General features: G+C 63.8%; 20 protein-coding genes and 1 pseudogene. 11 read left to right on the plus strand and 10 right to left on the minus strand.

What is annotated here, in order from left to right:
• Positions 1 to 49: 49 nt before the first annotated feature.
• Both PPA02S_RS13845 and PPA02S_RS13850 read left to right on the plus strand, forming a co-directional pair.
• A pseudogene (locus PPA02S_RS13845) lies at positions 50 to 256 on the plus strand (heme utilization protein); the annotation flags it as partial.
• Positions 257 to 353: 97 nt separating this feature from the next.
• Positions 354 to 959, plus strand: coding sequence for a flavin reductase family protein (locus PPA02S_RS13850; protein ID WP_028635094.1), 606 nt, complete (start codon positions 354 to 356; stop codon positions 957 to 959).
• On the opposite strand, the gene PPA02S_RS13855 is transcribed toward PPA02S_RS13850, so the two are convergent.
• Together PPA02S_RS13855 and PPA02S_RS13860 are read right to left on the minus strand one after the other, a co-directional pair.
• Positions 960 to 1,193 carry a hypothetical protein gene (locus PPA02S_RS13855; protein ID WP_028635095.1) on the minus strand — a complete coding sequence of 78 codons (234 nt, stop codon included), beginning with the start codon at positions 1,191 to 1,193 and terminating at the stop codon, positions 960 to 962. It abuts the gene before it with no gap.
• A 76-nt stretch (positions 1,194 to 1,269) separates the two neighbouring features.
• Positions 1,270 to 1,563 (minus strand): putative quinol monooxygenase, encoded by a 294-nt coding sequence (locus PPA02S_RS13860; RefSeq protein WP_028635096.1) that lies wholly within the window; start codon positions 1,561 to 1,563, stop codon positions 1,270 to 1,272.
• A 201-nt stretch (positions 1,564 to 1,764) separates the two neighbouring features.
• On the opposite strand from PPA02S_RS13860, the gene PPA02S_RS13865 reads away from it, so the two are divergent.
• Positions 1,765 to 2,685, plus strand: coding sequence for an AraC family transcriptional regulator (locus PPA02S_RS13865; RefSeq protein ID WP_028635097.1), 921 nt, complete (start codon positions 1,765 to 1,767; stop codon positions 2,683 to 2,685).
• Between the two features lie 8 nt (positions 2,686 to 2,693).
• Here PPA02S_RS13865 and PPA02S_RS13870 read toward each other — a convergent pair whose 3' ends face one another.
• Positions 2,694 to 4,328 (minus strand): 5-guanidino-2-oxopentanoate decarboxylase, encoded by a 1,635-nt coding sequence (locus tag PPA02S_RS13870; protein ID WP_028635098.1) that lies wholly within the window; start codon positions 4,326 to 4,328, stop codon positions 2,694 to 2,696.
• 114 nt (positions 4,329 to 4,442) lie between these two features.
• On the opposite strand from PPA02S_RS13870, the gene PPA02S_RS13875 reads away from it, so the two are divergent.
• Positions 4,443 to 5,351 carry a LysR substrate-binding domain-containing protein gene (locus PPA02S_RS13875; RefSeq protein ID WP_028635099.1) on the plus strand — a complete coding sequence of 303 codons (909 nt, stop codon included), beginning with the start codon at positions 4,443 to 4,445 and terminating at the stop codon, positions 5,349 to 5,351.
• Here the strand turns inward: PPA02S_RS13875 and PPA02S_RS13880 are convergent.
• On the minus strand, positions 5,327 to 5,941 hold the full coding sequence (locus PPA02S_RS13880) for an NAD(P)-dependent oxidoreductase (RefSeq protein WP_028635100.1): 615 nt from the start codon (positions 5,939 to 5,941) through the stop codon (positions 5,327 to 5,329). The two genes, PPA02S_RS13875 and PPA02S_RS13880, sit on opposite strands and share 25 nt — an antisense overlap.
• Positions 5,942 to 5,968: 27 nt before the next feature.
• Positions 5,969 to 6,844, minus strand: coding sequence for an MBL fold metallo-hydrolase (locus PPA02S_RS13885; RefSeq protein ID WP_028635101.1), 876 nt, complete (start codon positions 6,842 to 6,844; stop codon positions 5,969 to 5,971).
• Positions 6,845 to 6,947: 103 nt separating this feature from the next.
• On the opposite strand from PPA02S_RS13885, the gene PPA02S_RS13890 reads away from it, so the two are divergent.
• The gene (locus PPA02S_RS13890; protein ID WP_028635102.1) at positions 6,948 to 7,853 is read left to right on the plus strand and encodes a LysR family transcriptional regulator; all 906 of its coding nucleotides are present in this window, start codon (positions 6,948 to 6,950) and stop codon (positions 7,851 to 7,853) included.
• Between the two features lie 21 nt (positions 7,854 to 7,874).
• Here the strand turns inward: PPA02S_RS13890 and PPA02S_RS13895 are convergent, their stop codons facing one another.
• The gene (locus PPA02S_RS13895; protein WP_028635103.1) at positions 7,875 to 8,744 is read right to left on the minus strand and encodes an isocitrate lyase/PEP mutase family protein; all 870 of its coding nucleotides are present in this window, start codon (positions 8,742 to 8,744) and stop codon (positions 7,875 to 7,877) included.
• 374 nt (positions 8,745 to 9,118) lie between these two features.
• Here PPA02S_RS13895 and PPA02S_RS13900 point away from each other — a divergent pair, with 374 nt between their 5' ends.
• The gene (locus PPA02S_RS13900) at positions 9,119 to 10,570 is read left to right on the plus strand and encodes an MDR family MFS transporter (protein ID WP_028635104.1); all 1,452 of its coding nucleotides are present in this window, start codon (positions 9,119 to 9,121) and stop codon (positions 10,568 to 10,570) included.
• A gap of 52 nt (positions 10,571 to 10,622) precedes the next feature.
• Here PPA02S_RS13900 and ttgR read toward each other — a convergent pair whose 3' ends face one another.
• Positions 10,623 to 11,255: an efflux transport transcriptional regulator TtgR gene (gene ttgR / locus PPA02S_RS13905; protein WP_028635105.1), complete on the minus strand. Its 633-nt coding sequence runs from the start codon at positions 11,253 to 11,255 to the stop codon at positions 10,623 to 10,625.
• 254 nt (positions 11,256 to 11,509) lie between these two features.
• Here ttgR and PPA02S_RS13910 point away from each other — a divergent pair, with 254 nt between their 5' ends.
• The 5 genes from PPA02S_RS13910 to PPA02S_RS13930 all read left to right on the plus strand — a co-directional run bounded on the left by PPA02S_RS13910 (position 11,510) and on the right by PPA02S_RS13930 (position 19,387).
• Complete coding sequence (locus PPA02S_RS13910; RefSeq protein WP_028635106.1) at positions 11,510 to 12,667, plus strand: efflux RND transporter periplasmic adaptor subunit; 1,158 nt, start codon at positions 11,510 to 11,512, stop codon at positions 12,665 to 12,667.
• 3 nt (positions 12,668 to 12,670) lie between these two features.
• Positions 12,671 to 15,823 (plus strand): multidrug efflux RND transporter permease subunit TtgB, encoded by a 3,153-nt coding sequence (gene ttgB / locus PPA02S_RS13915; protein WP_028635107.1) that lies wholly within the window; start codon positions 12,671 to 12,673, stop codon positions 15,821 to 15,823.
• Positions 15,820 to 17,274 carry an AdeC/AdeK/OprM family multidrug efflux complex outer membrane factor gene (locus tag PPA02S_RS13920; RefSeq protein ID WP_028635108.1) on the plus strand — a complete coding sequence of 485 codons (1,455 nt, stop codon included), beginning with the start codon at positions 15,820 to 15,822 and terminating at the stop codon, positions 17,272 to 17,274. The genes ttgB and PPA02S_RS13920 overlap by 4 nt, the downstream gene beginning before the upstream one ends.
• Before the next feature lie 236 nt (positions 17,275 to 17,510).
• The gene (locus PPA02S_RS13925; protein WP_028635109.1) at positions 17,511 to 18,764 is read left to right on the plus strand and encodes an OprD family porin; all 1,254 of its coding nucleotides are present in this window, start codon (positions 17,511 to 17,513) and stop codon (positions 18,762 to 18,764) included.
• A gap of 137 nt (positions 18,765 to 18,901) precedes the next feature.
• Entirely contained in the window at positions 18,902 to 19,387 is a 486-nt protein-coding gene (locus PPA02S_RS13930; RefSeq protein WP_028635110.1) for an Mpo1 family 2-hydroxy fatty acid dioxygenase, read from the plus strand.
• A 161-nt stretch (positions 19,388 to 19,548) separates the two neighbouring features.
• Here the strand turns inward: PPA02S_RS13930 and pcaC are convergent, their stop codons facing one another.
• The 3 genes from pcaC to PPA02S_RS13945 are packed head-to-tail and all read right to left on the minus strand — an operon-like array spanning position 19,549 to position 22,107.
• The gene (gene pcaC / locus PPA02S_RS13935; protein ID WP_028635111.1) at positions 19,549 to 19,941 is read right to left on the minus strand and encodes a 4-carboxymuconolactone decarboxylase; all 393 of its coding nucleotides are present in this window, start codon (positions 19,939 to 19,941) and stop codon (positions 19,549 to 19,551) included.
• A 10-nt stretch (positions 19,942 to 19,951) separates the two neighbouring features.
• On the minus strand, positions 19,952 to 20,743 hold the full coding sequence (gene pcaD, locus PPA02S_RS13940; protein WP_028635112.1) for a 3-oxoadipate enol-lactonase: 792 nt from the start codon (positions 20,741 to 20,743) through the stop codon (positions 19,952 to 19,954).
• An 11-nt stretch (positions 20,744 to 20,754) separates the two neighbouring features.
• Complete coding sequence (locus PPA02S_RS13945) at positions 20,755 to 22,107, minus strand: 3-carboxy-cis,cis-muconate cycloisomerase (RefSeq protein WP_028635113.1); 1,353 nt, start codon at positions 22,105 to 22,107, stop codon at positions 20,755 to 20,757.
• Between the last annotated feature and the right edge of the window lie 3 nt (positions 22,108 to 22,110).

Genomic DNA, 22,110 nt, shown 5'->3' on the forward strand with positions numbered 1-22,110 from the left:
AAAATGTGATGCATACCTACACAGTCACCCCTTCATTGGAGTAGCCCTTATGAAAATCCACACCCTTCTTGCCCTCGTTCTGTCGCTGTCTGCTGCTGGCGCTTATGCCGAAGACGGTTTCGACCGTACCAAGGCGCACGGTTTTGCAGCGCCTCAGGCACAGGCGTCCGGGTACGCAGAAGACGGCTTTGACCGCACCGGTGCCCAGCGCTTCGCAGAAGATGGCTTCGATCGCACCCATGGCCACCGCATCAGCTGACCCTACAGCGCTGCCTGATGATTTGCAGGCGGCCGCAGCCTTGGCACACTAGGGGCCCGTCAACCCAGGAGGTGGGCCGGCAAGCCCAGCACCGATGTACTACTACGAACCCGCACAAGGCCACGGCCTGCCGCATGACCCCTTCAACGCCATCGTTGGCCCCCGCCCGATCGGCTGGATCTCCTCCCAGGACCGCCAGGGCCGCCTGAACCTGGCGCCCTACAGCTTCTTCAACGCCTTCAACTACATCCCGCCGATCATCGGTTTCTGTAGCGTGGGGCGCAAAGACAGCCTGAACAACATTGAGCAGACTGGGGAGTTTGTCTGGAACCTGGCAACCCGGCCGTTGGCCGAGCAGATGAACCAGAGCTGTGCGGCAGTACTGCCGGAAGTGAACGAGTTCGAACTGAGCGGGCTCACGGCCGCCCCGTCGCGCATCGTCAAGGTGCCGCGGGTAGGCGAAACGCCGGTGGCCTTCGAGTGCAAGGTAACCCAGATCGTGCAACTGCAGCGTGCTGACCAGCAGCCGGTGCCCAGCTGGCTGATCCTGGGCGAGGTGGTGGCCGTGCATATTGCCGAGCACCTGCTCAAGGACGGCATCTACGACACCGCTGCCGCCGAACCCATCCTGCGTGGCGGCGGCCCAGCGGACTATTTCGAACTGGGCAACCTGTTCAAGATGGCCAGGCCGCAGGCCTGATCACCAGATCAGCTCGCCTGCTCCGCTCACACCTTGCAGGCGCTGCAACTCGGCCGTGGCCGCTTCATCGGCAGCCACGGCGCCCTTGAACACCTGCCCCTCCAGCACCTTGTGGAAGCGCGGTGCGCCGCCCATGCCCAGCGCCTTCACCGCGATGGCCGCGTAGTAGCCCCCGCCGTCCACCGGCACCATCGCCGAAACTGCCTCGAATTGTGCAAACTCCCTACGTGCCATAGTGCTTTCCGCGTGGTTGAAAGAGCCGTCATGTTACGCCAAGCAGCCCGGCAACGCGGCTGTCGCGTGCCACCGGTCAGCCAAAGGTGTGCAGGTCGAGGCTGCTGACCACTTCGGCCTGCACCAGCTCACCGAACACCTGCAGGGTAGGCGAGGCGAAATAGCCGTTCATCGCCTGCTGGTCCTGCCAGCTGCCGCTGAGCAACCACAGGTCGGCATCGGCCTGGGAACGCTGCACGGTAAAGCTCAGGCAACCCGGGGCGCCCAGCGAAGGTTCGAGCAAGTCACGCAAGCGGGCGCCCAGCTCGGCCGAGCGGCCGTTACTGGCGCGGATGAAAGCAAGGTGGGTGACCGGTTGTTTGAGCGTCATTGCACCATCTCCCTGAAGCGGCGGTCGGGTAAGCCAGGCTGGCAAGGTTAGAGCGCCACCGGCCGTTCACGTTAGGCCAATACTGCACGCCGATTGCCTGATCCTGCCGCGCTGCAGGATCAGGCAATCGGCGTGCAGTATTCGACTAGCTTCATGTGTTGCCCAAACCTATGCTGCGTCGGTCAGCAGAGGAATGCCACCATGACCACCGCCCCGCCCCTAGACCCGCATCTGGAAACCCATCGCCAGGAGCTGGCCGCGCTGATCGGCCGCCATGCCGGCGATCCCCACGGGCCCGCCTCGGCCATCGACAACCTGTACCTGGTGCGCTACACCGAGAACGTACGCTCGGTGCCCACGCTGGCCCAACCTGCGCTGTGCATCCTGGCGCAAGGCAGCAAAAGCCTGTTTCTGGGCGACGAGCAATATGCCTACGACCCGCTGCACTACATGGTGGTGTCGGTGACCTTGCCGCTCAGTGCGGTAAAGCTCGATGCCAGCCCGCAGAACCCCAGCCTGGGCCTGCGCATGGACCTGGACCCTGCCGAGATCAGCCAGCTGATCGCCGAAAGCGGGCCGATGCTGGTGCCTAACCGGCCTTCGGGGCGGGGTTTGTACGTGGAAAAGACCGACGCTGCATTGCTCGATGCCTTATTGCGGCTGATCCGCCTGTTGGACAGCCCACGGGACATCGGCATGCTGGCGCCGCTGTTTCGGCGGGAAATCCTCTACCGTTTACTGCGCGGGCCCCAAGGCTATCGGCTGTACGAAATCGCCCTGGCCAACAGCCAGACCCACCGGGTGTGCCAGGCAATCAGCTGGCTCAATGAAAACTTCCAGCTGCCGCTGCGCATCGAGGACCTGGCCCGTGAGGTCAACCTCAGCACCTCCACCTTGCACCACCGCTTCAAGGCAGTGACCTCCATGAGCCCGCTGCAGTACCAGAAGCAGTTGCGCCTGCAGGAGGCCCGCAGGCTCATGCTCAATGACGGGCTGGAAGCCGCCGTGGCGGCCTATCGGGTGGGTTATGAAAGCCCCTCGCAGTTCAGCCGCGAATACAGCCGGTTGTATGGCGCGCCACCGATCCGCGACGTGGCACGCCTGCGCTCCAGTGCCGGCTAGGCCGGCCTTCAGCCTGGCACAGCCTGCTGCCACTGCTGCTGGTCGATGTGCAGCAGCGTCGGGCCGCTGCGTCTGGCCGCCTGGGCCAGCGCTGTGTGCAATTGCGGCACATCGGCCACGTGTTGAGCCGCCGCACCCAGCGCCTGAGCCACGGCGACGAAGTCGGGGGTATGAATGTCTACCCCGACCGGCTCGATGGCCCGGTTGACCATGTACTTCTTGATCTCTTCATAGCCCTGGTTATTCCACAACAGCACGATCAGCGGCACCTGCGCCTGCACCGCACTGGCCAGCTCCGGCAAGGTGAACTGCAACCCGCCGTCGCCAATCAGGCACACCGCTGGCGCGCGGTCTTCGCTTTTGACCGCACTACCCAGCCACGCCCCCATCGCGGCAGGCAATGCATAACCCAGGGTGCCGTAGCCGGTCGATGCATTGAACCAGCGCCGCGGTTGGTCCATGTCCAAGGTGAAATTGCCGGTGTACACCGGCTGGGTCGAATCGCCCACCAGAATGGCATCCGGCAGGCTTTGCAGCGTGGCTGTCAGCAAACGCGTCTGGCTCAAGGTAGCCTGGTCCCATTGCCGAGCCACGGCCAGGCGCAGTGCCGCCACCCGGTCAGCACCCCACCCCGCCTGGTACACAGGCTGCCGGCCGCGCAGGGCAGCGAGCAGCCCCTCCAGGGCCAACCTGGCGTCTGCCACCAGGGCAAGCGCTGGCACATAGTTACGCACGGTCTGGTCAGGGTCGATATCAATGCGCAGCAGACTGCCTGGGATTTCGAAGCCACCCTGGAAGGTCACGTCGTAATCGGTTTCGCCAAGCTCGGTGCCAATGGCAAGCACTACATCGGCCTCCGCCACCAGTGCACGGGTGGCCTGCAGCGACTGTGTCGAACCGATCAGCAGCGGGTGGGCGGCAGGTAACAGGCCCTTGGCGTTGATAGTCAAGGCCACGGGTGCCTGCAGATGCTCGGCCAACTGCGCCAGCGCTTCGCCCGCCGCCAGGGCACCGCCGCCGACCAGCAGCAGTGGCCGCTTGGCCACTGCCAGGCGGTCGGCCATCTGGCTCAAGGGCTGTGGTGCAGGCCCCGCCCTGTGGGTACGCACCGGCCTTGCCGGCAGCAAGTGGTCGGCAGGCTCCACCAGCACGTCCAGGGGGATCTCGATGTGAACAGGCCGTGGCCGCGCGCCCTCGAACACCGCAAACGCCCGCGCCAGCACCGCGGGCAGCTCGCCCGCGCTCATCAAGGTGTGGGAAAACGCAGCCACGCCCGCGACCAGTGCGCCCTGATCGGGCAACTCGTGCAGCTTGCCACGGCCACCGCCCAGTTGGTTGCGGGCCTGCACACTGGAAATGACCAGCATCGGGATGGAGTCCGCATAGGCCTGGCCCATGGCGGTGGTGATATTGGTCATGCCTGGCCCGGTGATGATGAAACACACCCCAGGTTGACCCCGGGTACGGGCATACCCGTCGGCCATGAAGCCTGCGCCTTGCTCATGGCGTGGCGTAATGTGCGTGATGGCGGAACCCGCCAGGCCACGGTACAGCTCGACCGTATGCACACCGGGAATGCCAAAAACATGGTCCACGCCATAAGCCTCAAGCCACTTCACCAACACTTCGCCACAAGTTGCCATGCGCTTCCACCCTGTTGATGCATCGGACAAGGGCTTATTGGACGCAACGATGGCCTACCCGCACAATGCAAAAATACACATACTTGCCATGTCCTGAAATCATGGCTGCTTCCTATGAATCGCTTACCTCCTCTGCCTGCACTGCACACGTTTCTGGTCACTGCCCAGCACTGCAATTTCACCCGCGCTGGCCAGCAGCTGCATATCACCCAAGGGGCTGTGAGCCGCCAGATCGCGGCCCTGGAAGCACACCTGGGTTACCCGCTGTTCCAGCGCCAGGCCAGAGGCCTGAGCCTGACCCGCGAAGGCCTCGACTGGCTGCCTCGGGTACAGCAGGTGTTTACCCTCATCGAGCAGGGTGTACGTGAGGTGGCTGGGCACAGCAGCACCCTGCAACTCAAGGCGCCGACCTGTGTGATGCGCTGGCTGCTGCCGCGCCTGATGCAATGGCAGGCCCTGCGCCCGGAGGTGCCGGTGGAACTGACCACCACCGTGCAGCATGGCGTGGACCTGCACCGGGAAGGCTTCGATGCCGCAGTGGTCTATGGCGCTGCACCGCCCCAGGGGCTGCGGGCGTACAAGCTGTTCGATGAGCAACTCACCCCGGTCTGCGCGCCGTCGCTACGCCAAGGCCTACCCCCTTTGTTGCAGCCCCAGGACCTGGGCCAGCACATGCTGCTGCATCCGTCGCGGGACGAGCGGGACTGGCATGCCTGGCTGCAGGCCGCCGGGCTGACCCTGAGCGGTCGAGGGCACAAACAGCATTTCGAGACGCTGGACATGGCCATGGCCATGGCTGCGCAAGGCACGGGCGTTGCCATCGGTGACTGGGCGCTGATCGGCGAAGACCTGCGCGCAGGGCGCCTGTGTACGCCGTTCGCCTTGAGGGTGATGACCGGCAAGGGCTACTACCTGGTCAGCCAGGCCAAGGGCCTGGCACCTGGGTTGGTCGAGTTGCTGGCGTGGCTGCAGGCCTGTGCCAGCACTGACCCTGCGGATCAATACCCGGCCGTGAAGCGCTGACGCGAATGCCGGGGGGTGTCCAGTTCATCGAGCAAGGCAATTGCATAATCGGCAAAGGTAATCCAGCTTTTGCCGTCGGCCCCGATCAGCAAGTGGTCCTTGCCGAGCACGTAGTGCCCGCTACGTTCGCCTTCGACGAACTCGGCCGAGGGCGACAGAAAGGTCCAGTCAAGGTCGGTTTCCTGCTGCAACGCCTCAAGAAACCGCACCCCACCACTGGCCTCGGCCTTGTAGGCTTCCGGAAAGTCCGGGCTGTCGATTACCCGCTGCCCGGAAGGCAACAGCAGGCTACCGGCGCCACCGACCACCAACAGCCGCTTCACACCTGCGCGCTTGACCGGCTGAATGATGGCCTCGGGTTCGATACTGGCAAAGTGTGCAGCGCTGAGCACCGCGTCCACGCCCGTCAGCGCTGCCTGCAACGCAGCACTGTCGTTCACGTCCAGCGCCTGCACCGTGACCCCTTCACGGCCCTGCAAGGCCGATGGGTTTCGCGCGATGGCCAACACACTGTGGCCACGGCGCAAGGCTTCCGCCACCAACTGGCTGCCGGCACGGCCAGTCGCACCGATGATTGCTATGTTGCTCATGGGTCATGCTCCTTCAGTAAGTTCGGGTTACCACTTCATCTCGCCTTTGGCGACCTTGGCACTGAGCGCCAGCGAACTCTCGTCGGCCAGCCCCGGGTAACGCTGTTTCATGGCGTCAATCAGTTGCGCAGCATCGTGGGCCTTGGCCGTTTCGGCATCGAAGTCACGTATGTAGCCTGCCGTGAAGCGCACAGCTGCCAGTGACCGGCTGCCGGTGCCCAGGTAGTGGCCGGGCACAACCGTTTCGGGCGCCAGCGCCTCGATAGCGGCCAGGGTCGCCAGCCAGGCCTGGTGGGACTGCGCCGATTGGGTATCGGCCATCCACACATGGATGTTTTCAGACACCACCACCCCGCCCACCACGGCCTTGATCGAAGGTATCCAGACATAACTGCGGTCCGGTTGCGGCCCGCCCAGGCCGCGCACTTCCAGGGCCTGGCCTTCCAGCATCAGGCGATCACCTGCCAGCACCTGCGGCACGATCAGCTTTGCAGGTTTGTCCGCGCCCATTTGTGGCCCCCAGTAGGCCAGCTTGGCAGCCATGGTCTGGCGGATATGCGCCACGGTCGGCGCCGATGCCAGCACCTTGGCCTGCGGGAAGGCCCGGGTCAGCGTGTCGAGGCCAAAGTAATAGTCGGGGTCGCCATGGCTGATGTAGATGGCGGTCAGGCGCTTGCCACTTGTGCGTAGGCGCTGCACCAGTTGCTCGGCCTGGGCCTTGCCGAATTGGGCGTCCACCAGCACGGCATCGTGCTCGCCGCTGACGATGACCGAACTCACCGGGAAGATGGCCTGCTCGCCGGGGTTGTAGACATCCAACTGCAAAGGGGCAGCAGCCAGTGCCTGCCCGGCCAGCGCCAGGCAGGCCACAAGCATCACGCGTAAGGTGTTGAGAAGGGGCATGGGGGAAACCTTTCAGATTGGCGATGCCCCAGAGCATAGTTGCCGTAACCAGTACAAAAAATGCGATCCTGCGACATAGTTTGTTTCTGGAATCGAGCAAATCATGGACCGCCTTACCGCAATGCGCGTTTTCGTCACCGTGGTCGACCTGGGTAGCCAATCGGCGGCGGCCGATCATCTGCAACTGTCGCGGCCTGTAGTGTCACGCTACTTGGCAGAACTGGAAGCCTGGGTGGGCGCGCGGCTCATGCAGCGCACCACGCGCAAGCTGAGCCTTACCACCGCCGGCGAAGAGGTGCTGCCACGCTGCCGGCAGATGCTGGACATGGCCACAGACCTGCAAAGCGCCGTGCAGCAGCCCGATGACGCGCCACGCGGTGCGCTGCGCATCAGCGTGAGCACGTCGTTTGGCCAGGCTCAGCTGGCCGATGCAGTAGCCGATTACGTGCGCCGCTACCCAGGGGTGAACGTGGAATTGCAAATGCTCGACCGCACCGTCAACCTGGTGGACGAACGCATCGACCTGGCGATACGCACCAGCAATGATCTGGACCCCAACCTGATTGCCCGCAGGCTCAGCGTGTGCCGGTCGGTGATCTGCGCCGCACCGTCCTACCTCAGTGAGCACGGCACGCCCCAGCGCGTCGAAGAGCTTACCCGCCACAACTGCCTCACCCATGCCTACTTCGGCCATGGCCTGTGGCATTTCGAGGTGGGCGGGCAGCAGGTGGCCATACCCGTGTCGGGCAATATCAGCGCGAATGAGGCAATGACGCTGCAGAAGGCCACACTTGCCGGCGCAGGCATCGCCATGCTGCCCACCTATCAGGCTGCCGATGCCTTGCGCAACGGGCAGCTGATTCGCCTGGTGCCCAAAGCCAAGCCACGGGAGCTGAGCCTGAATGCGGTCTACACCTCGCGCAAGCACATGCCCGCAACGCTGCGCAGCATGCTGGATTTTCTTGCGCAGCGCTTCAAGGACGAGCCGGCGTGGGACGCAGACCTCTGACCCCGCGCCAGCGGCGCAAGGTTACTCCTCGACGCTCATGTACTCCTTGGCCCAGCGGATGTAGTCCTCAGGCTGGGTATAGGTGTGCGAGAGTTCGGTGGCGCTGAGGTTTTCCGACTTGTTCTGCTGGCCGCGCTGCAAGCGCAGGCAGTCGTAGGTGGCCTTGATCGACGCGAAGTAGGCGGCATGGCCATCGACCACGATGCGCACGCCCAGGCGCGCCAGGCGCTCGTCATCGCGCAGGTTGGGGTTGCCGTAGGTGACCAGCATCAGCGGCACCGTCAGGTGGCTGGCAATCTGCTCCAGCTGCTCGAAGTCCTTTACCCCCACCATGCAGATGCCATCGGCACCGGCCTTCTGGTAGCTCTGGGTACGCACGATGATTTCTTCAGTGCTGAGCACGCCGGCATTGGTGCGGGCGATGATCGACAGCGACGCGTCGACGCGCGCCTCCACGGCCGCACGAATTTTGCCCACCCCTTCTTCGACCGAAATCAGGTCGGTGGATTTGCGCCCGAACTGCGCGGGCAGCAGCGTGTCCTCGATGGTGAGCGCGGCAACCCCTGCCCGCTCCAGCTCGATCACGGTACGCATCACATTCAACGCGTTGCCATAGCCGTGGTCCGCGTCGGCCAGTACCGGCAGCTGCGCCACCCGGCCAATGCGGGTGGCCTGCTCGACGAATTCGCTCAGGGTGATCAGGGCAAAGTCAGGTGCAGCCAGCACCTGCAGCGAGGCAACCGAACCACCCAGAATGCCCACCTCGAAGCCCAGGTCCGAGGCGATGCGCGCCGACATGGGGTCGAACACCGAAGCGGTGTGGTAGCAAGAACCTGAAGCGAGCAGCTCGCGGAAGGCAAAACGCAGATCTTGATGGGAAGCCTTGGGCATGATCACTCCACTATTGAAGAAATTTGAACGGTAACTACAGACCCCTGAATCGGGTTTGCCTGACCTGTATCGAACCTTGCCATCAGCGCAAGGCCATGTTCGACATGCAGGCAGAGGAATAATAGGTGCGGGAGCCAGAGAGCTCGGCGATGACTGGCAATAACGCACCAAGCTGGTGCAATACGCGGCCTCTGGGGCTTCTGGCATACCAACGATATCACGCGGCCATGGTGCACTGGATGAATGCGCCAATGCCGATCTTGCATAGGCGATGCTGATAGTACATAGGAAGCTACCTAAGTCGGGTTACAATCCAGCGTCCTTCAACGCATCACTGCGTGTCGAAGCCTGCCATCGACAGACAAGGTAAATTCGTGACCGCCGCCCTGCCCCCTACCGCTTTGCGCAACGTGCTCACTGCCCTGATGCTGGCCATTTTCCTGGGCGCACTGGACCAGACCATCGTGGCCGTGTCGCTCCCGGCCATCTCTGCCCAGTTCGACGACGTCGGCCTGCTGGCCTGGGTCATCTCGGGGTACATGGTGGCGATGACCGTCGCGGTGCCGATCTATGGCAAGCTCGGAGACCTGTACGGGCGCAGGCGCATGATCCTGACCGGCATCAGCCTGTTCACCCTGGCCTCGATCGCCTGCGCCCTGGCCCAGGACATGCAGCAACTGGTACTGGCCAGGGTACTGCAAGGGGTTGGCGCCGGCGGCATGGTGTCGGTAAGCCAGGCGATCATCGGCGACTTCGTGCCACCGCGCGAGCGTGGCCGCTACCAGGGGTATTTCAGCAGCATGTACGCGGTCGCCAGCGTGGCCGGGCCGGTGCTGGGCGGCTGGCTGACCGAATACCTGTCATGGCGCTGGGTGTTCTGGATCAACCTGCCGCTGGGGGCGGTGGCGCTCTGGGCGATCCACCGGGCACTGGCTGGCATGCCGGTGCAGCACCGCCAGGCTCGGGTGGATTACCTGGGCGCCGTGCTGCTGATCCTCGGCCTGGGCAGCCTGTTGCTGGGCATAACCCTGGTCGGGCAAGGCCACGCCTGGGCCGACCCCGCCGTGCTGGTACTGTTCGCCTGCGCGGTAATGGGCCTGGCCCTGTTCGTTGCCCATGAGCGCCGCTGCGCCGAGCCATTGCTGCCCCTGGCGTTGTTCGGCAACCGGGTGGCGGTGCTGTGCTGGGCGGTGATCTTCTTCGCCAGCTTCCAGTCCATTTCCCTGACCATGCTCATGCCCCTGCGCTATCAGGGCATCACCGGCAGTGGCGCCGACAGTGCGGCCCTGCACCTGCTGCCCCTGGCCATGGGTTTGCCCATCGGTGCATTTACCGGCGGGCGCCTGACCTCCCTGACCGGGCGCTACAAGCCGCAGATTCTTGCCGGCGCACTGATGATGCCGTGCGCCATCTTCGCCATGGCGCTGACCCCACCCCAGGCGGGGCTGTCGAGTGCGCTATTCATGCTGATCACCGGTATCGCCTGCGGGCTGCAATTTCCGACTTCGCTGGTGGGTACGCAAAGCGCGGTGGATATGCGGGACATCGGCGTGGCCACCAGCACCACCAACCTGTTCCGCTCGCTTGGGGGCGCCATGGGCGTGGCGTGCATGTCCAGCCTGCTGCTCGCCCTGCTCCATCAGGGCGGTTTCGCGCTGCTGGACAACCCGTTGCTGGGCAGCCTCAAGGCTGGCCAGGTCGACCCGCACACCCAGGCACGCTTGCTGGCCACGTTCCGCCACCTGCTGATGGGCAGCGCGGTCGTCAGCCTGGCGGGGGTGCTGGTAGCGGTGGCCCTGCCGGACCGCCAACTACGCGGCCGCTAGCAGCCATCACCAAAGCAGGGGGAAATATGCCCTCACAAACCTTAACAAAGTGTTATTTGCGCATCGCCGGGCTCAAGCGCAGCATATCCAGACCGGCATCAACCCATTTTTCACCGTCGCCAAGCAAGTCCACGCTTTCGGGTAGCAGCAGCCAGCGCCGGATCAGGCCGTCGATGTAAGAAAACATCGCCGCCGCCCCGCGCTCCACGTCCAACCTTTCGGGCAGTTGGCCACGGCGCACGGCATTGGCAAGGGCCAGGGTGATGCCTTTATGGCAATCCAGTACCGCCGCCTGGCGCTGCTGGCGGATTTCGCACATATCATCGGTGAACTCGCACTTGTGATGCAGAATCTCATTGATACGCCGGGTTCTGGCGTCGAGCACGAGCTCGTTGAACACCTGCAGCAACAGCTTGCGCATGCAGTCGAGCGGGTCCATTTCGTCTTCGCTCTCACTGGCGCGTGCAAGATGGTCATGGGTTTCGTGCAGGCTATCGAGCAACGCCTGCACCAGTTCGGCTTTATTATTGAAGTGCCAGTAGATCGCCCCGCGCGTCACACCCGCCAGTTCGGCGATGTCAGCCAGGGTGGTTCGCGCGACCCCGCGCTTGTAGAAAGCCTTTTCCGCTGCCTCGATGATCTGGGCGCGAGTTTCCTGGGCTTCCTCTTTGGTTCGACGGACCATGGCAGTACAACCTCATATGGCCCACACGTGAGACTGCGTGCGGGGCTCCGGGGCACCTCTGCTGGGGGCCTCACGGATCAAGCTAATCAAGGGCTGTAGTGGTAACGGAGTACAACTCAGCGGTATTTACAAACAACCATGAATGTAAGTATATTCCTTAGCAAGCTATTTATCCACCGGGTAACCTGTTATCCGGATCAAGACTCTTCCACTACTCTTGAGCGTCTCCCTGCTCCAGCGCCCCGAGGATACTCATGCAATTCAAGCCAGCCGTTACCGCTCTGGTTTCCGCCGTCGCCCTGGCAACCCTGCTCAGTGGCTGCAAGAAAGAAGAAGCGTCAGCGCCCGCAGCGCAGGCTCCTCAGGTCGGCGTCGTCACCCTTCAGCCCCAGGCTTTCACCTTGACCACCGAGCTGCCGGGGCGCACCACCGCCTACCGGGTTGCCGAAGTGCGCCCGCAGGTCAATGGCATCATCCTCAAGCGCCTGTTCAAGGAAGGCAGCGAGGTGAAGCAGGGCCAGCAGCTGTACCAGATCGACCCTGCGGTGTACGAGGCGAACCTGGCCAATGCCCAGGCCGACCTTCAGGCGACCCGCTCGCTGGCCGATCGCTACAAGCAGCTGATCGATGAACAGGCGGTTTCCCGGCAGGAATACGATGACGCCAATGCCAAGCGCCTGCAGGCAGAAGCGTCGCTCAAGAGCGCCCAGATCGACTTGCGCTACACCAAGGTCATGGCACCGATCAGCGGCCGGATCGGCCGTTCTGCGGTGACCGAGGGCGCGCTGGTGAACAATGGCCAGACCAACGCCATGGCCACCATCCAGCAACTGGACCCGATCTACGTCGACGTCACCCAGTCCACTGCCGAACTGCTCAAATTGCGCCGTGACCTTGAAAGCGGCCAACTGCAGAAGGCCGGCGACAACGCCGCCTCGGTGCAACTGGTGCTGGAGGACGGCAGCCTGTTCAAGCAGGAAGGCCGCCTGGAATTCTCGGAAGTGGCCGTGGACGAAACCACCGGCTCGGTGACCCTGCGCGCCATCTTCGCCAACCCTGACCACACGCTGCTGCCAGGCATGTTCGTGCACGCACGGCTCAAGGCCGGCGTCAACGCCAATGCCATCCTTGCCCCGCAGCAGGGTGTAACCCGCGACCTCAAAGGCGCACCCACAGCGCTGGTGGTCGGCAAGGACAACAAGGTCGAGCTGCGCCAGCTCAAGGCCAACCGTACCCTGGGCAGCGACTGGCTGATCGAGGAAGGCCTGAACCCGGGCGACCGCCTGATCACCGAAGGCCTGCAGTACGTGCGCCCTGGCGTCGAGGTCAAGGTCAGCGACGCCACCAACGTCAAGAAGCCGGGTAGCCCTGAACAGGGCAACGCAGCGCCAGCTGACGCCAAAGCGGAGTAAACCATGTCGAAGTTCTTTATTGATCGCCCGATCTTCGCCTGGGTGATCGCCTTGGTGATCATGCTGGTCGGCGCCCTGTCGATCCTGAAGCTGCCGATCAACCAGTACCCCAGTATCGCGCCACCGGCCATCGCCATCGCCGTGACCTACCCGGGCGCCTCCGCGCAGACCGTGCAGGACACCGTGGTGCAGGTGATCGAGCAGCAGCTCAACGGTATCGACAACCTGCGGTACGTGTCGTCTGAAAGCAACTCAGACGGCAGCATGACCATCACGGCCACCTTCGAACAGGGCACCAACGCTGACACCGCGCAGGTTCAGGTTCAGAACAAGCTGAACCTGGCCACGCCCCTGTTGCCGCAGGAAGTGCAGCAGCAGGGTATCCGCGTCACCAAGGCAGTGAAGAACTTCCTGCTGGTGATCGGCCTGGTGTCCGAAGACGGCAGCATGACCAAGGACGACCTGGCCAACTACATCGTCTCCAACATGCAGGACCCGATCTCACGGACCGCAGGTGTGGGCGACTTCCAGGTGTTCGGCGCGCAGTACGCCATGCGCATCTGGCTGGATCCGGCCAAGCTGAACAAGTTCCAGCTGACCCCGGTGGACGTTAAAACCGCCGTGGCCGCGCAGAACGTGCAGGTTTCCTCCGGCCAGCTTGGCGGCTTGCCGGCCATGCCGGGTACCCAGCTGAACGCCACCATCATCGGCAAGACCCGCCTGCAAACCGCCGAGCAGTTCGAGAAGATTCTGCTCAAGGTCAACAGCGATGGCTCTCAGGTACGCCTGGGCGACGTCGCAGACGTTGGCCTGGGTGGTGAAAACTACGCCGTCAGTGCCCAGTTCAACGGCAAGCCGGCGTCGGGCCTTGCGGTCAAGCTGGCCACCGGCGCCAACGCCCTGGACACTGCCAAGGCACTGCGCCAGACCATTGCCGACCTAGAGCCGTTCTTCCCGCCGGGGGTCAAGGCCGTATTCCCCTATGACACCACGCCGGTGGTCACCGAATCGATCAGCGGGGTTATCCACACCCTGATCGAAGCCGTGGTCCTGGTGTTCCTGGTGATGTACCTGTTCCTGCAGAACTTCCGCGCCACCATCATCACCACCATGACGGTACCGGTGGTGTTGCTGGGCACCTTCGGCATCCTTGCCGCAGCGGGGTTCAGCATCAACACCCTGACCATGTTCGCCATGGTGCTGGCCATCGGCCTGCTGGTGGACGACGCCATCGTCGTGGTCGAGAACGTCGAGCGGGTCATGTCCGAGGAAGGCTTGCCGCCCAAGGAGGCGACCAAGCGTTCGATGGAGCAGATCCAGGGGGCCCTGGTGGGTATCGCCCTGGTGCTGTCGGCGGTATTGCTGCCCATGGCCTTCTTCGGCGGCTCCACCGGGGTAATCTACCGGCAGTTCTCCATCACCATCGTCTCGGCCATGGGCCTCTCGGTGCTGGTGGCGCTGGTGTTCACCCCGGCCCTTTGCGCCACCATGCTCAAGCCGCTGAAAAAGGGCGAGCACCACGTGGCCAAAGGTGGCTTCTTCGGCTGGTTCAACCGCAACTTCGACCGTAGCGTGAACGGCTACGAGCGCAGCGTGGGCGCCATCCTGCGCAACAAGATTCCGTTCCTGCTGGCCTATGCACTCATCGTGGTGGGCATGATCTGGCTGTTCACGCGCATTCCAACGGCGTTCCTGCCTGAAGAAGACCAGGGCGTACTGTTTGCCCAGGTACAGACCCCGGCCGGTTCCAGTGCCGAGCGCACCCAGGCGGTGGTCGACCAGATGCGCGAGTACCTGCTCAAGGACGAAGCGGACACGGTATCGTCGGTGTTCACCGTCAACGGCTTCAACTTCGCCGGCCGTGGCCAGAGCTCGGGCATGGCGTTCATCATGCTCAAGCCGTGGGGTGAGCGTTCGGCCGAAAACAGCGTGTTCGGCCTGGCCCAGCGTGCCCAGCAGCACTTCTTCAGCTTCCGTGACGCGATGGTGTTCGCCTTCGCCCCGCCTGCCGTGCTCGAGCTGGGTAACGCCACCGGCTTCGACGTGTTCCTGCAGGACCGTGGTGGCGTCGGCCACGCCAAGCTGATGGAGGCGCGCAACCAGTTCCTGGCCAAGGCGTCGCAAAGCAAGATCCTCGCCGGCGTGCGCCCCAACGGCCTGAACGATGAGCCGCAGTACCAGCTGACCATCGATGACGAACGTGCCAGCGCCCTGGGCGTGACCATCTCCGACATCAACAACACCCTGTCGATTGCCTTGGGCGCCAGCTACGTCAACGACTTCATCGACCGCGGCCGGGTCAAGAAGGTGTACATCCAGGGTGAGGCGAATGCCCGCATGAGCCCGGAAGACCTGCAGAAGTGGTACGTGCGCAATGGCGCAGGCGAAATGGTCCCGTTCTCCTCGTTCGCCAAGGGTGAATGGACCTACGGTTCGCCCAAGCTGTCGCGCTACAACGGTGTAGAGGCCATGGAGATCCTCGGTGCCCCGGCCCCTGGCTACAGCACGGGTGAGGCCATGGCCGAGGTCGAGCGGATTGCCGGCGAGCTGCCAAGCGGTGTCGGCTTCGCCTGGACCGGCATGTCCTACGAGGAAAAACTGTCCGGTTCGCAGATGCCGGCCTTGTTCGCCCTCTCGGTACTGTTCGTGTTCCTGTGCCTGGCAGCGCTGTACGAAAGCTGGTCGATCCCTATCGCGGTGGTGCTGGTGGTGCCGCTGGGTATCATCGGTGCGCTGATCGCCACCAGCCTGCGCGGGCTGTCCAACGACGTGTACTTCCTGGTGGGCCTGTTGACCACCATCGGTCTGGCGGCGAAAAACGCCATTCTGATCGTCGAGTTCGCCAAGGAACTGCACGAACAGGGCCGCAGCCTGTATGACGCCGCCATCGAGGCCTGCCGCATGCGTCTGCGCCCGATCATCATGACCTCGCTGGCGTTCATTCTGGGCGTGGTACCGTTGACCATCGCCAGCGGCGCCGGGGCCGGCAGCCAGCACGCCATCGGTACTGGCGTGATCGGCGGCATGATCAGCGCCACCGTACTGGCGATCTTCTGGGTACCGCTATTCTTCGTCGCAGTGTCGTCGCTGTTCGGCAGCAAAGAGCCGAAAAAAGACGATACCCCTGAAACCCCACGTTATGAGGCTGGGCAATGACCAAGTCTTTGTTGTCCCTGGCAGTTACCGCTCTCGTGCTTGGCGGCTGCTCGCTTATCCCCGATTACAAAACCCCGGAAGCACCGGTGGCTGCCCAGTGGCCACAAGGTCCGGCGTACTCGCCAACCCAGTCGGCCAACGTTGCCGCCGCCGAACAAGGCTGGCGTCAGTTCTTCAACGACCCAGCGCTGCAGCAGTTGATCCAGACCGCGCTGGTGAACAACCGCGACCTGCGTGTGGCAGCACTGAACATCGACGCCTACCGTGCGCAATACCGCATCCAGCGCGCCGACCTGTTCCCGGCGGTGTCGGCCACCGGCAGCGGTAACCGCCAGCGCCTGCCGGCCAACATGTCGCAGACGGGTCAGTCGGCCATCACCAGCCAGTACTCGGCCACGCTGGGTGTGAGCGCCTACGAACTGGACCTGTTCGGCCGTGTTCGCAGCCTTTCCGAACAGGCTCTGGAAACGTACCTGTCCAGCGAGCAGGCACGGCGCTCCACGCAGATCAGCCTGGTGGCCAGCGTGGCCAATGCCTATTACACCTGGCAGGCCGACCAGGCCCTGTTCAAGCTGACTGAGGACACCCTCAAGAACTACCAGGAAAGCTTCAACCTCACGCGCCGCAGCAACGAAGTGGGCGTGGCATCGGCACTGGACCTGAGCCAGGCACGCACCGCCGTCGAGGGCGCGCGGGTGAAGTATTCCCAGTACCAGCGCCTGGTTGCCCAGGATGTGAACAGCCTCACCGTGCTGCTGGGCACCGGTATCCCGAACAACCTGCCTGAGCCGCTCAAGCTGGATGCCGATCAGTTGGCCGACGTGCCGGCTGGCCTGCCTTCAGACCTGCTGCAGCGGCGCCCGGACATCCAGGAGGCCGAGCACCTGCTCAAGGCCGCCAACGCCAACATCGGCGCCGCGCGGGCTGCGTTCTTCCCGAGCATCAGCCTGACCGCCAACGCGGGCACGCTCAGCCCTGACATGGGCGGGCTGTTCAAGGGCGGTTCGGGCACCTGGTTGTTCCAGCCACAGATCAACCTGCCGATCTTCAACGCCGGCAGCCTCCGGGCCAGCCTGGATTACTCGAAGATCCAGAAGGACATCAACGTCGCGAAGTACGAAAAGACCATCCAGACCGCCTTCCAGGAAGTCTCTGATGGCCTGGCGGCGCGCAAGACCTTCGAAGAGCAATTGCAGGCGCAACGTGACCTGGTGCAGGCCAACCAGGATTACTACCGCCTGGCCGAGCGCCGCTACCGCATCGGCATCGACAGCAACCTGACCTACCTCGATGCACAACGCAACCTGTTCAGTGCCCAGCAAGCGCTGATCGGTGACCGCCTTTCGCAGCTGACCAGCGAGGTCAACCTGTACAAAGCGCTGGGCGGCGGTTGGTATGAGCGCACTGGCCAGGCCAACCAGCAAGCGGCGGTGCAAACGCCCCAAGGCTGACGCCGTTGTTGTACGCAGGCGTGGCGCCCGCCGCGCTTGCGTACAACAATTAACTAACTGGAACATTCCGTTCGATTATCGCCCCATTCCGTCTGCGGCGAATTGCCTCTCCCCCGCACCACCCCGCACCATCTTCCCCACGCAACGTTGCCCCGGTTTACGGAATACCGACCGCCTCAGCCGGCCTGCGCCTGCAAGGCACCGATTCGCCCATAAAAACAAGAGATCCACGACACATGAGCACTTTGCCACCCGCACGCCAGCTGCTGCCCGGCCTGTTGGCCATGTCCTGCGCTTTCCCTCTGTACGCCGCCGAAGGGGGGTTCATGGAGGACGCCAAGGCCACTCTCAACCTGCGCAACTTCTACATCAACCGCAATTTCGTCGACCCTGCACATGCTCAGGGCAAGGCCGAGGAATGGACGCAAAGCTTCATTCTGGATGCCCGTTCCGGCTTCACTCAGGGCACTATCGGCTTCGGTGTGGATGTACTGGGGCTGTACTCGGTCAAGCTCGACGGTGGCAGGGGTACCACCAACACTCAACTGCTGCCGGTGCACGATGACGGCCGCCCGGCCGACGACTTCGGCAGGCTTGGGGTAGCGCTGAAGGCCAAGCTGTCCCAGACCGAACTGAAAGTCGGTGAGTGGATGCCGGTGCTGCCGATCCTGCGCTCGGACGATGGCCGCTCGTTGCCCCAGACCTTCCGTGGCGGCCAGCTGACCTCGAAGGAAATCGCTGGGCTGACCCTGTACGCCGGGCAGTTCCGCGGCAACAGCCCGCGCAACGATGCGAGCATGGACGACATGTCGCTCACCGGCCGCGCCGCCATCACCTCTGACCGCTTCAACTTCGCCGGTGGTGAGTACACCTTCAACGACAAGCGCACGATGATCGGCCTGTGGGATGCCCAGCTCAAGGACATCTACCGCCAGCAGTACCTCAACCTGGTGCACAGCCAGCCGCTGGGCGACTGGACCCTGGGTGCCAACCTGGGCTACTTCATCGGCAAGGAAGACGGCTCCGAGCGGGCCGGCAAGCTGGACAACCGCACCGCCTCGGCCATGCTCTCGGCACGCTACCAAGGCCATACCTTCTACGTCGGCCTGCAGAAGGTCAGCGGCGACAACGCCTGGATGCGGGTCAACGGCACCAGCGGCGGCACACTGGCCAACGACAGCTACAACTCAAGCTTCGACAATGCCAAGGAGCGCTCGTGGCAGGTTCGCCATGACTTCAACTTCGCCACTGTCGGCGTACCGGGGCTGACCCTGATGAACCGCTATATCAAAGGTGACAACGTCACTGCGGGCCGTGTAGATGACGGCAAGGAATGGGCCCGTGAGACGGAACTCGCCTACGTGATCCAGGCCGGCACCTTCAAGGACCTGTCGCTGAAATGGCGAAATTCGACCATGCGCCGTGACTTCAGCACCAACGCGTTCGATGAGAACCGGCTGATCGTGAGTTACCCCCTCAACCTCCTGTAAGTGCCTGGCTGCACAAGGCCCGCCCCGCTTGCCGGGTGCGGGCTCGCCATTCGTCTGGCTGATGATGGTGGAGCCTGGGGCTATCCTGAGCTATATCGGGAGCAACATCCCGATCAGGCACGACAGGAGGCACAACAGTGAAAACCCTCGCCGAGCACCTGAGCCAGTACGCCAGCTACCACCGCGACCCGCGCAACATCGCCACCCATTTCATCGGCATCCCCATGATCGTGCTGGCCGTGGCCATCCTGCTGTCGCGCCCTGGCTGGGAGGTAGCCGGTGTATGGCTGTCCCCTGCCCTGCTCGCGGTGGTGGCTGCTGTCTGGTTTTACCTGCGGCTCGATATCCCGTTCGGCCTGGTGATGGGGCTGTTGCTGGGGCTGTGCCTGTGGGTAGGCCAGGCGCTGGCGGTGCAGGCTACCGCAGTGTGGCTTATGGCCGGCCTGGGTGCATTCGTGGTGGGTTGGGTGATCCAGTTCGTGGGGCATTACTACGAGGGGCGTAAACCGGCATTCGTCGATGACGTCAGCGGCCTGATCATCGGCCCGCTGTTCGTGGTGGCTGAAGCGGCGTTCATGCTGGGCCTGCGGTCATCCCTAAAGCGCAGCATTGATACGGATTGAGATAGCGTGAGGGCCGCCAGGGGCCTGCCTTGAGGGTTTTTTCGCCTGTGAGATCGAGCGCCGCCCGCGCGGCGCTCGATCTCATAGGCGCAATCCCTGTTACGGCGAACACCCTTCAGCCCCCCACGGCGTATCGCATGCTGCGGCATTCGGCCAAAGGGTCAGCCGCGCGATTCCACGCCCAGCTCATCCCACACCGACTCAGCCAGGTGGAACGTGGCATTGGCTGCCGGGATGCCGCAGTAGATGGCGCTCTGCATCAGCACCTCCTTGATTTCGTCACGGGTCACGCCATTGTTGGCAGCCGCGCGCAAGTGCAGTTTCAGCTCGTCGTTGCGGTTCATGCCGATCAGCATAGCGATGGTAATCAGGCTGCGGGTGTGGCGTGGCAGGCCCGGGCGGGTCCAGATGTCGCCCCAGGCGTGGCGGGTGATCATTTCCTGGAACTCGCCATTGAAGTCGTTCAGCTTCTCCAGGCTGCGGTCCACGTGGGCATCACCCAGTACCGCACGGCGTACCTGCATGCCGGCGTCGTAACGTTGTTTCTCGTCCATGGTCAAGTACTCAGTGAGCCTGCAGAAAGTCGAGCACGCGGCGGCTGAACGCTTCGCCGATCTCCACGTTGGACAAGTGCGCCGCCGGGAACTCGGCATAGTCGGCACCCTGGATGGCAGCCTGCATGAAGCGGCCATGGGCTGGCGTGGTCACCACGTCCTCGGTACCGGCAACAATCAGGGTAGGCACCTTGATACCGCCTACTTGCTCGCGGAAGTCCGCATCACGTACCGCCGCACAGTTGGCTGCGTAGCCTTGCGGGCTGGTCTGCGCCAGCATCTGGCAGATGCGCTGCGCCTGTTGTGGCTGGGCCTGGGCAAAGCCCGGGGTGAACCAGCGGGCGATGGAGGCATCACGCAGCTCGACCATCGCCTGTTGCCCGCCCTTGAGCACGGTGTCGATGCGGCTGTTCCACACCTCGGCAGTGCCGATCTGGGCGGCGGTGTTGCACAAGGTGAGGCTGCGCAGGCGCTGGCCGGCATTGATGCCCAGCCACTGCCCGATCAGCCCGCCCATCGAAAGGCCGACAAAATGCGCTTGCGGGATATCCAAGGCATCCAGCAGGGCCAGCACGTCACGGCCCAGTTGCTCGATACTGTACGGGCCGGCCGTGACCAACGATGCGCCATGCCCCCGGGTGTCGTAGCGCAGCACGCGAAAGTGTTGGGTCCACAGCGGCATTTGGGTCTCCCACATGCCGAGGTCGGTACCCAACGAGTTGGACAAGACCAGCACCGGCGCCGCTTCGGGGCCATCGATCTGGTAATTCAAAACGCCATCGGCCAATTGCACGTGCGCCACAGCGGTCTCCTTCAGGCAGTGAAATGTTGATGTTCGGACACAGCACGCGCTACCCACACCCGGGCCTGGCCCAGGTAATGCGCGGGGTCGAGCAGGCGGTCCAGTTCTTCGGCAGACAACTGCGCCGTGACCTGCGGTTCATCACCCAGCACCGCGCGCAAATGGCGCTGCTCGGCGACCGCACGGCGGCAGCACTGCTCCAGCAAATGGTGGGCACTGTCGCGGCCAAGCCGCTGGGCCAGCACGATGCTTACAGCCTCGGCCAGTACCAGCCCCTGGGTCAGGTCCAGGTTACGGCGCATGCGCGGGGCGTCCACTTCCATGCCCTGGGCAATGATCTGGGCCTGGCGCAGCGCCCCGGAAACCAAACAGCAGATCTCAGGCAGGGTTTCCCATTCTGCATGCCACAGCCCCAGGCTGCGTTCGTGCTCCTGCGGCATCGCCGCAAACAGCGTCGAAACCAGGCCCGGTACCCGCGTAGCCGCGCCAATCAGCACAGCAGCGCCCACCGGGTTACGTTTGTGCGGCATGGTCGACGAGCCGCCCTTGCCCGGTGCGGAAGGCTCGAACACCTCCCCCGCCTCGGTCTGCATCAGCAGGCTGACGTCACGCCCGAACTTGCCCAGGCTACCGGCGATCAGCCCCAGCACCGAGGCGAACTCCACCAGACGGTCACGCTGGGTGTGCCACGGCTGCTCCGGCAGCGTCAGTTGCAACTGTTCGGCCAGGCCTTCGGCCACCGGCAGTGCCTTGCTGCCCAACGCCGCCAGGCTGCCAGAGGCGCCCCCGAACTGCAGCACCAGCAACCGCGGCCGTAACTGTTGCAGGCGCTGGCGGTGGCGTGTGAGCGCACCCAGCACGCCAGCCAGTTTCATGCCGAGGGTAACCGGGGTTGCATGCTGCAACCAGGTGCGGCCCACCAGCGGCGTATCGGCGTGCAGCAGCGCCTGGCGGGCCAGCGTGTCGGCCAGTGCAGCCAGGTCAGCCTCGACAAGCGCCAACGCATCGCGCAACTGCAGCACCAGGCCAGTGTCCATGGCGTCCTGGCTGGTGGCGCCAAGGTGCACGTAGCGTTCAGCTTCCGGTACACCCGTGGCGATCACCTTGCCCAGCGCCTTCACCAGTGGGATGGCCGAATTGCCAGCCGTGGCGATCGCTTCGGCAAGCGCCCCCACGTCATAGCGTTCGGCCTTGCAGGCCGCTTCGATTGCAGCCACCGCACTTTGCGGCACCAGCCCTGCCGCCGCCTCGGCCCGCGCCAGGGCGGCTTCGAAGTCGAGCATGCCCTGCAGGCGGCCGCGGTCGGAGAACACCTCACGCATGGCCGGCGCGGTGAAGTAGGCATCGAACAACTGGTTGGTCATGCA

This window comes from Pseudomonas parafulva NBRC 16636 = DSM 17004, from assembly GCF_000730645.1.
Classification (GTDB): domain Bacteria; phylum Pseudomonadota; class Gammaproteobacteria; order Pseudomonadales; family Pseudomonadaceae; genus Aquipseudomonas; species Aquipseudomonas parafulva.

Bases quoted from the DNA above. Each gene is read 5' to 3' on its own strand.
- pcaC (WP_028635111.1), bottom strand. From the start codon at position 19,941: ATGGACGAGAAACAACGTTACGACGCCGGCATGCAGGTACGCCGTGCG.
- PPA02S_RS13875 (WP_028635099.1), top strand. From the start codon at position 4,443: ATGAATCGCTTACCTCCTCTGCCTGCACTGCACACGTTTCTGGTCACT.
- PPA02S_RS13850 (WP_028635094.1), top strand. From the start codon at position 354: ATGTACTACTACGAACCCGCACAAGGCCACGGCCTGCCGCATGACCCC.
- PPA02S_RS13880 (WP_028635100.1), bottom strand. From the start codon at position 5,941: ATGAGCAACATAGCAATCATCGGTGCGACTGGCCGTGCCGGCAGCCAG.
- PPA02S_RS13945 (WP_028635113.1), bottom strand. From the start codon at position 22,107: ATGACCAACCAGTTGTTCGATGCCTACTTCACCGCGCCGGCCATGCGT.
- PPA02S_RS13920 (WP_028635108.1), top strand. From the start codon at position 15,820: ATGACCAAGTCTTTGTTGTCCCTGGCAGTTACCGCTCTCGTGCTTGGC.
- PPA02S_RS13925 (WP_028635109.1), top strand. From the start codon at position 17,511: ATGAGCACTTTGCCACCCGCACGCCAGCTGCTGCCCGGCCTGTTGGCC.
- ttgR (WP_028635105.1), bottom strand. From the start codon at position 11,255: ATGGTCCGTCGAACCAAAGAGGAAGCCCAGGAAACTCGCGCCCAGATC.
- PPA02S_RS13890 (WP_028635102.1), top strand. From the start codon at position 6,948: ATGGACCGCCTTACCGCAATGCGCGTTTTCGTCACCGTGGTCGACCTG.
- PPA02S_RS13910 (WP_028635106.1), top strand. From the start codon at position 11,510: ATGCAATTCAAGCCAGCCGTTACCGCTCTGGTTTCCGCCGTCGCCCTG.
- PPA02S_RS13885 (WP_028635101.1), bottom strand. From the start codon at position 6,844: ATGCCCCTTCTCAACACCTTACGCGTGATGCTTGTGGCCTGCCTGGCG.
- PPA02S_RS13870 (WP_028635098.1), bottom strand. From the start codon at position 4,328: ATGGCAACTTGTGGCGAAGTGTTGGTGAAGTGGCTTGAGGCTTATGGC.
- PPA02S_RS13865 (WP_028635097.1), top strand. From the start codon at position 1,765: ATGACCACCGCCCCGCCCCTAGACCCGCATCTGGAAACCCATCGCCAG.
- PPA02S_RS13860 (WP_028635096.1), bottom strand. From the start codon at position 1,563: ATGACGCTCAAACAACCGGTCACCCACCTTGCTTTCATCCGCGCCAGT.
- PPA02S_RS13855 (WP_028635095.1), bottom strand. From the start codon at position 1,193: ATGGCACGTAGGGAGTTTGCACAATTCGAGGCAGTTTCGGCGATGGTG.
- PPA02S_RS13895 (WP_028635103.1), bottom strand. From the start codon at position 8,744: ATGCCCAAGGCTTCCCATCAAGATCTGCGTTTTGCCTTCCGCGAGCTG.
- ttgB (WP_028635107.1), top strand. From the start codon at position 12,671: ATGTCGAAGTTCTTTATTGATCGCCCGATCTTCGCCTGGGTGATCGCC.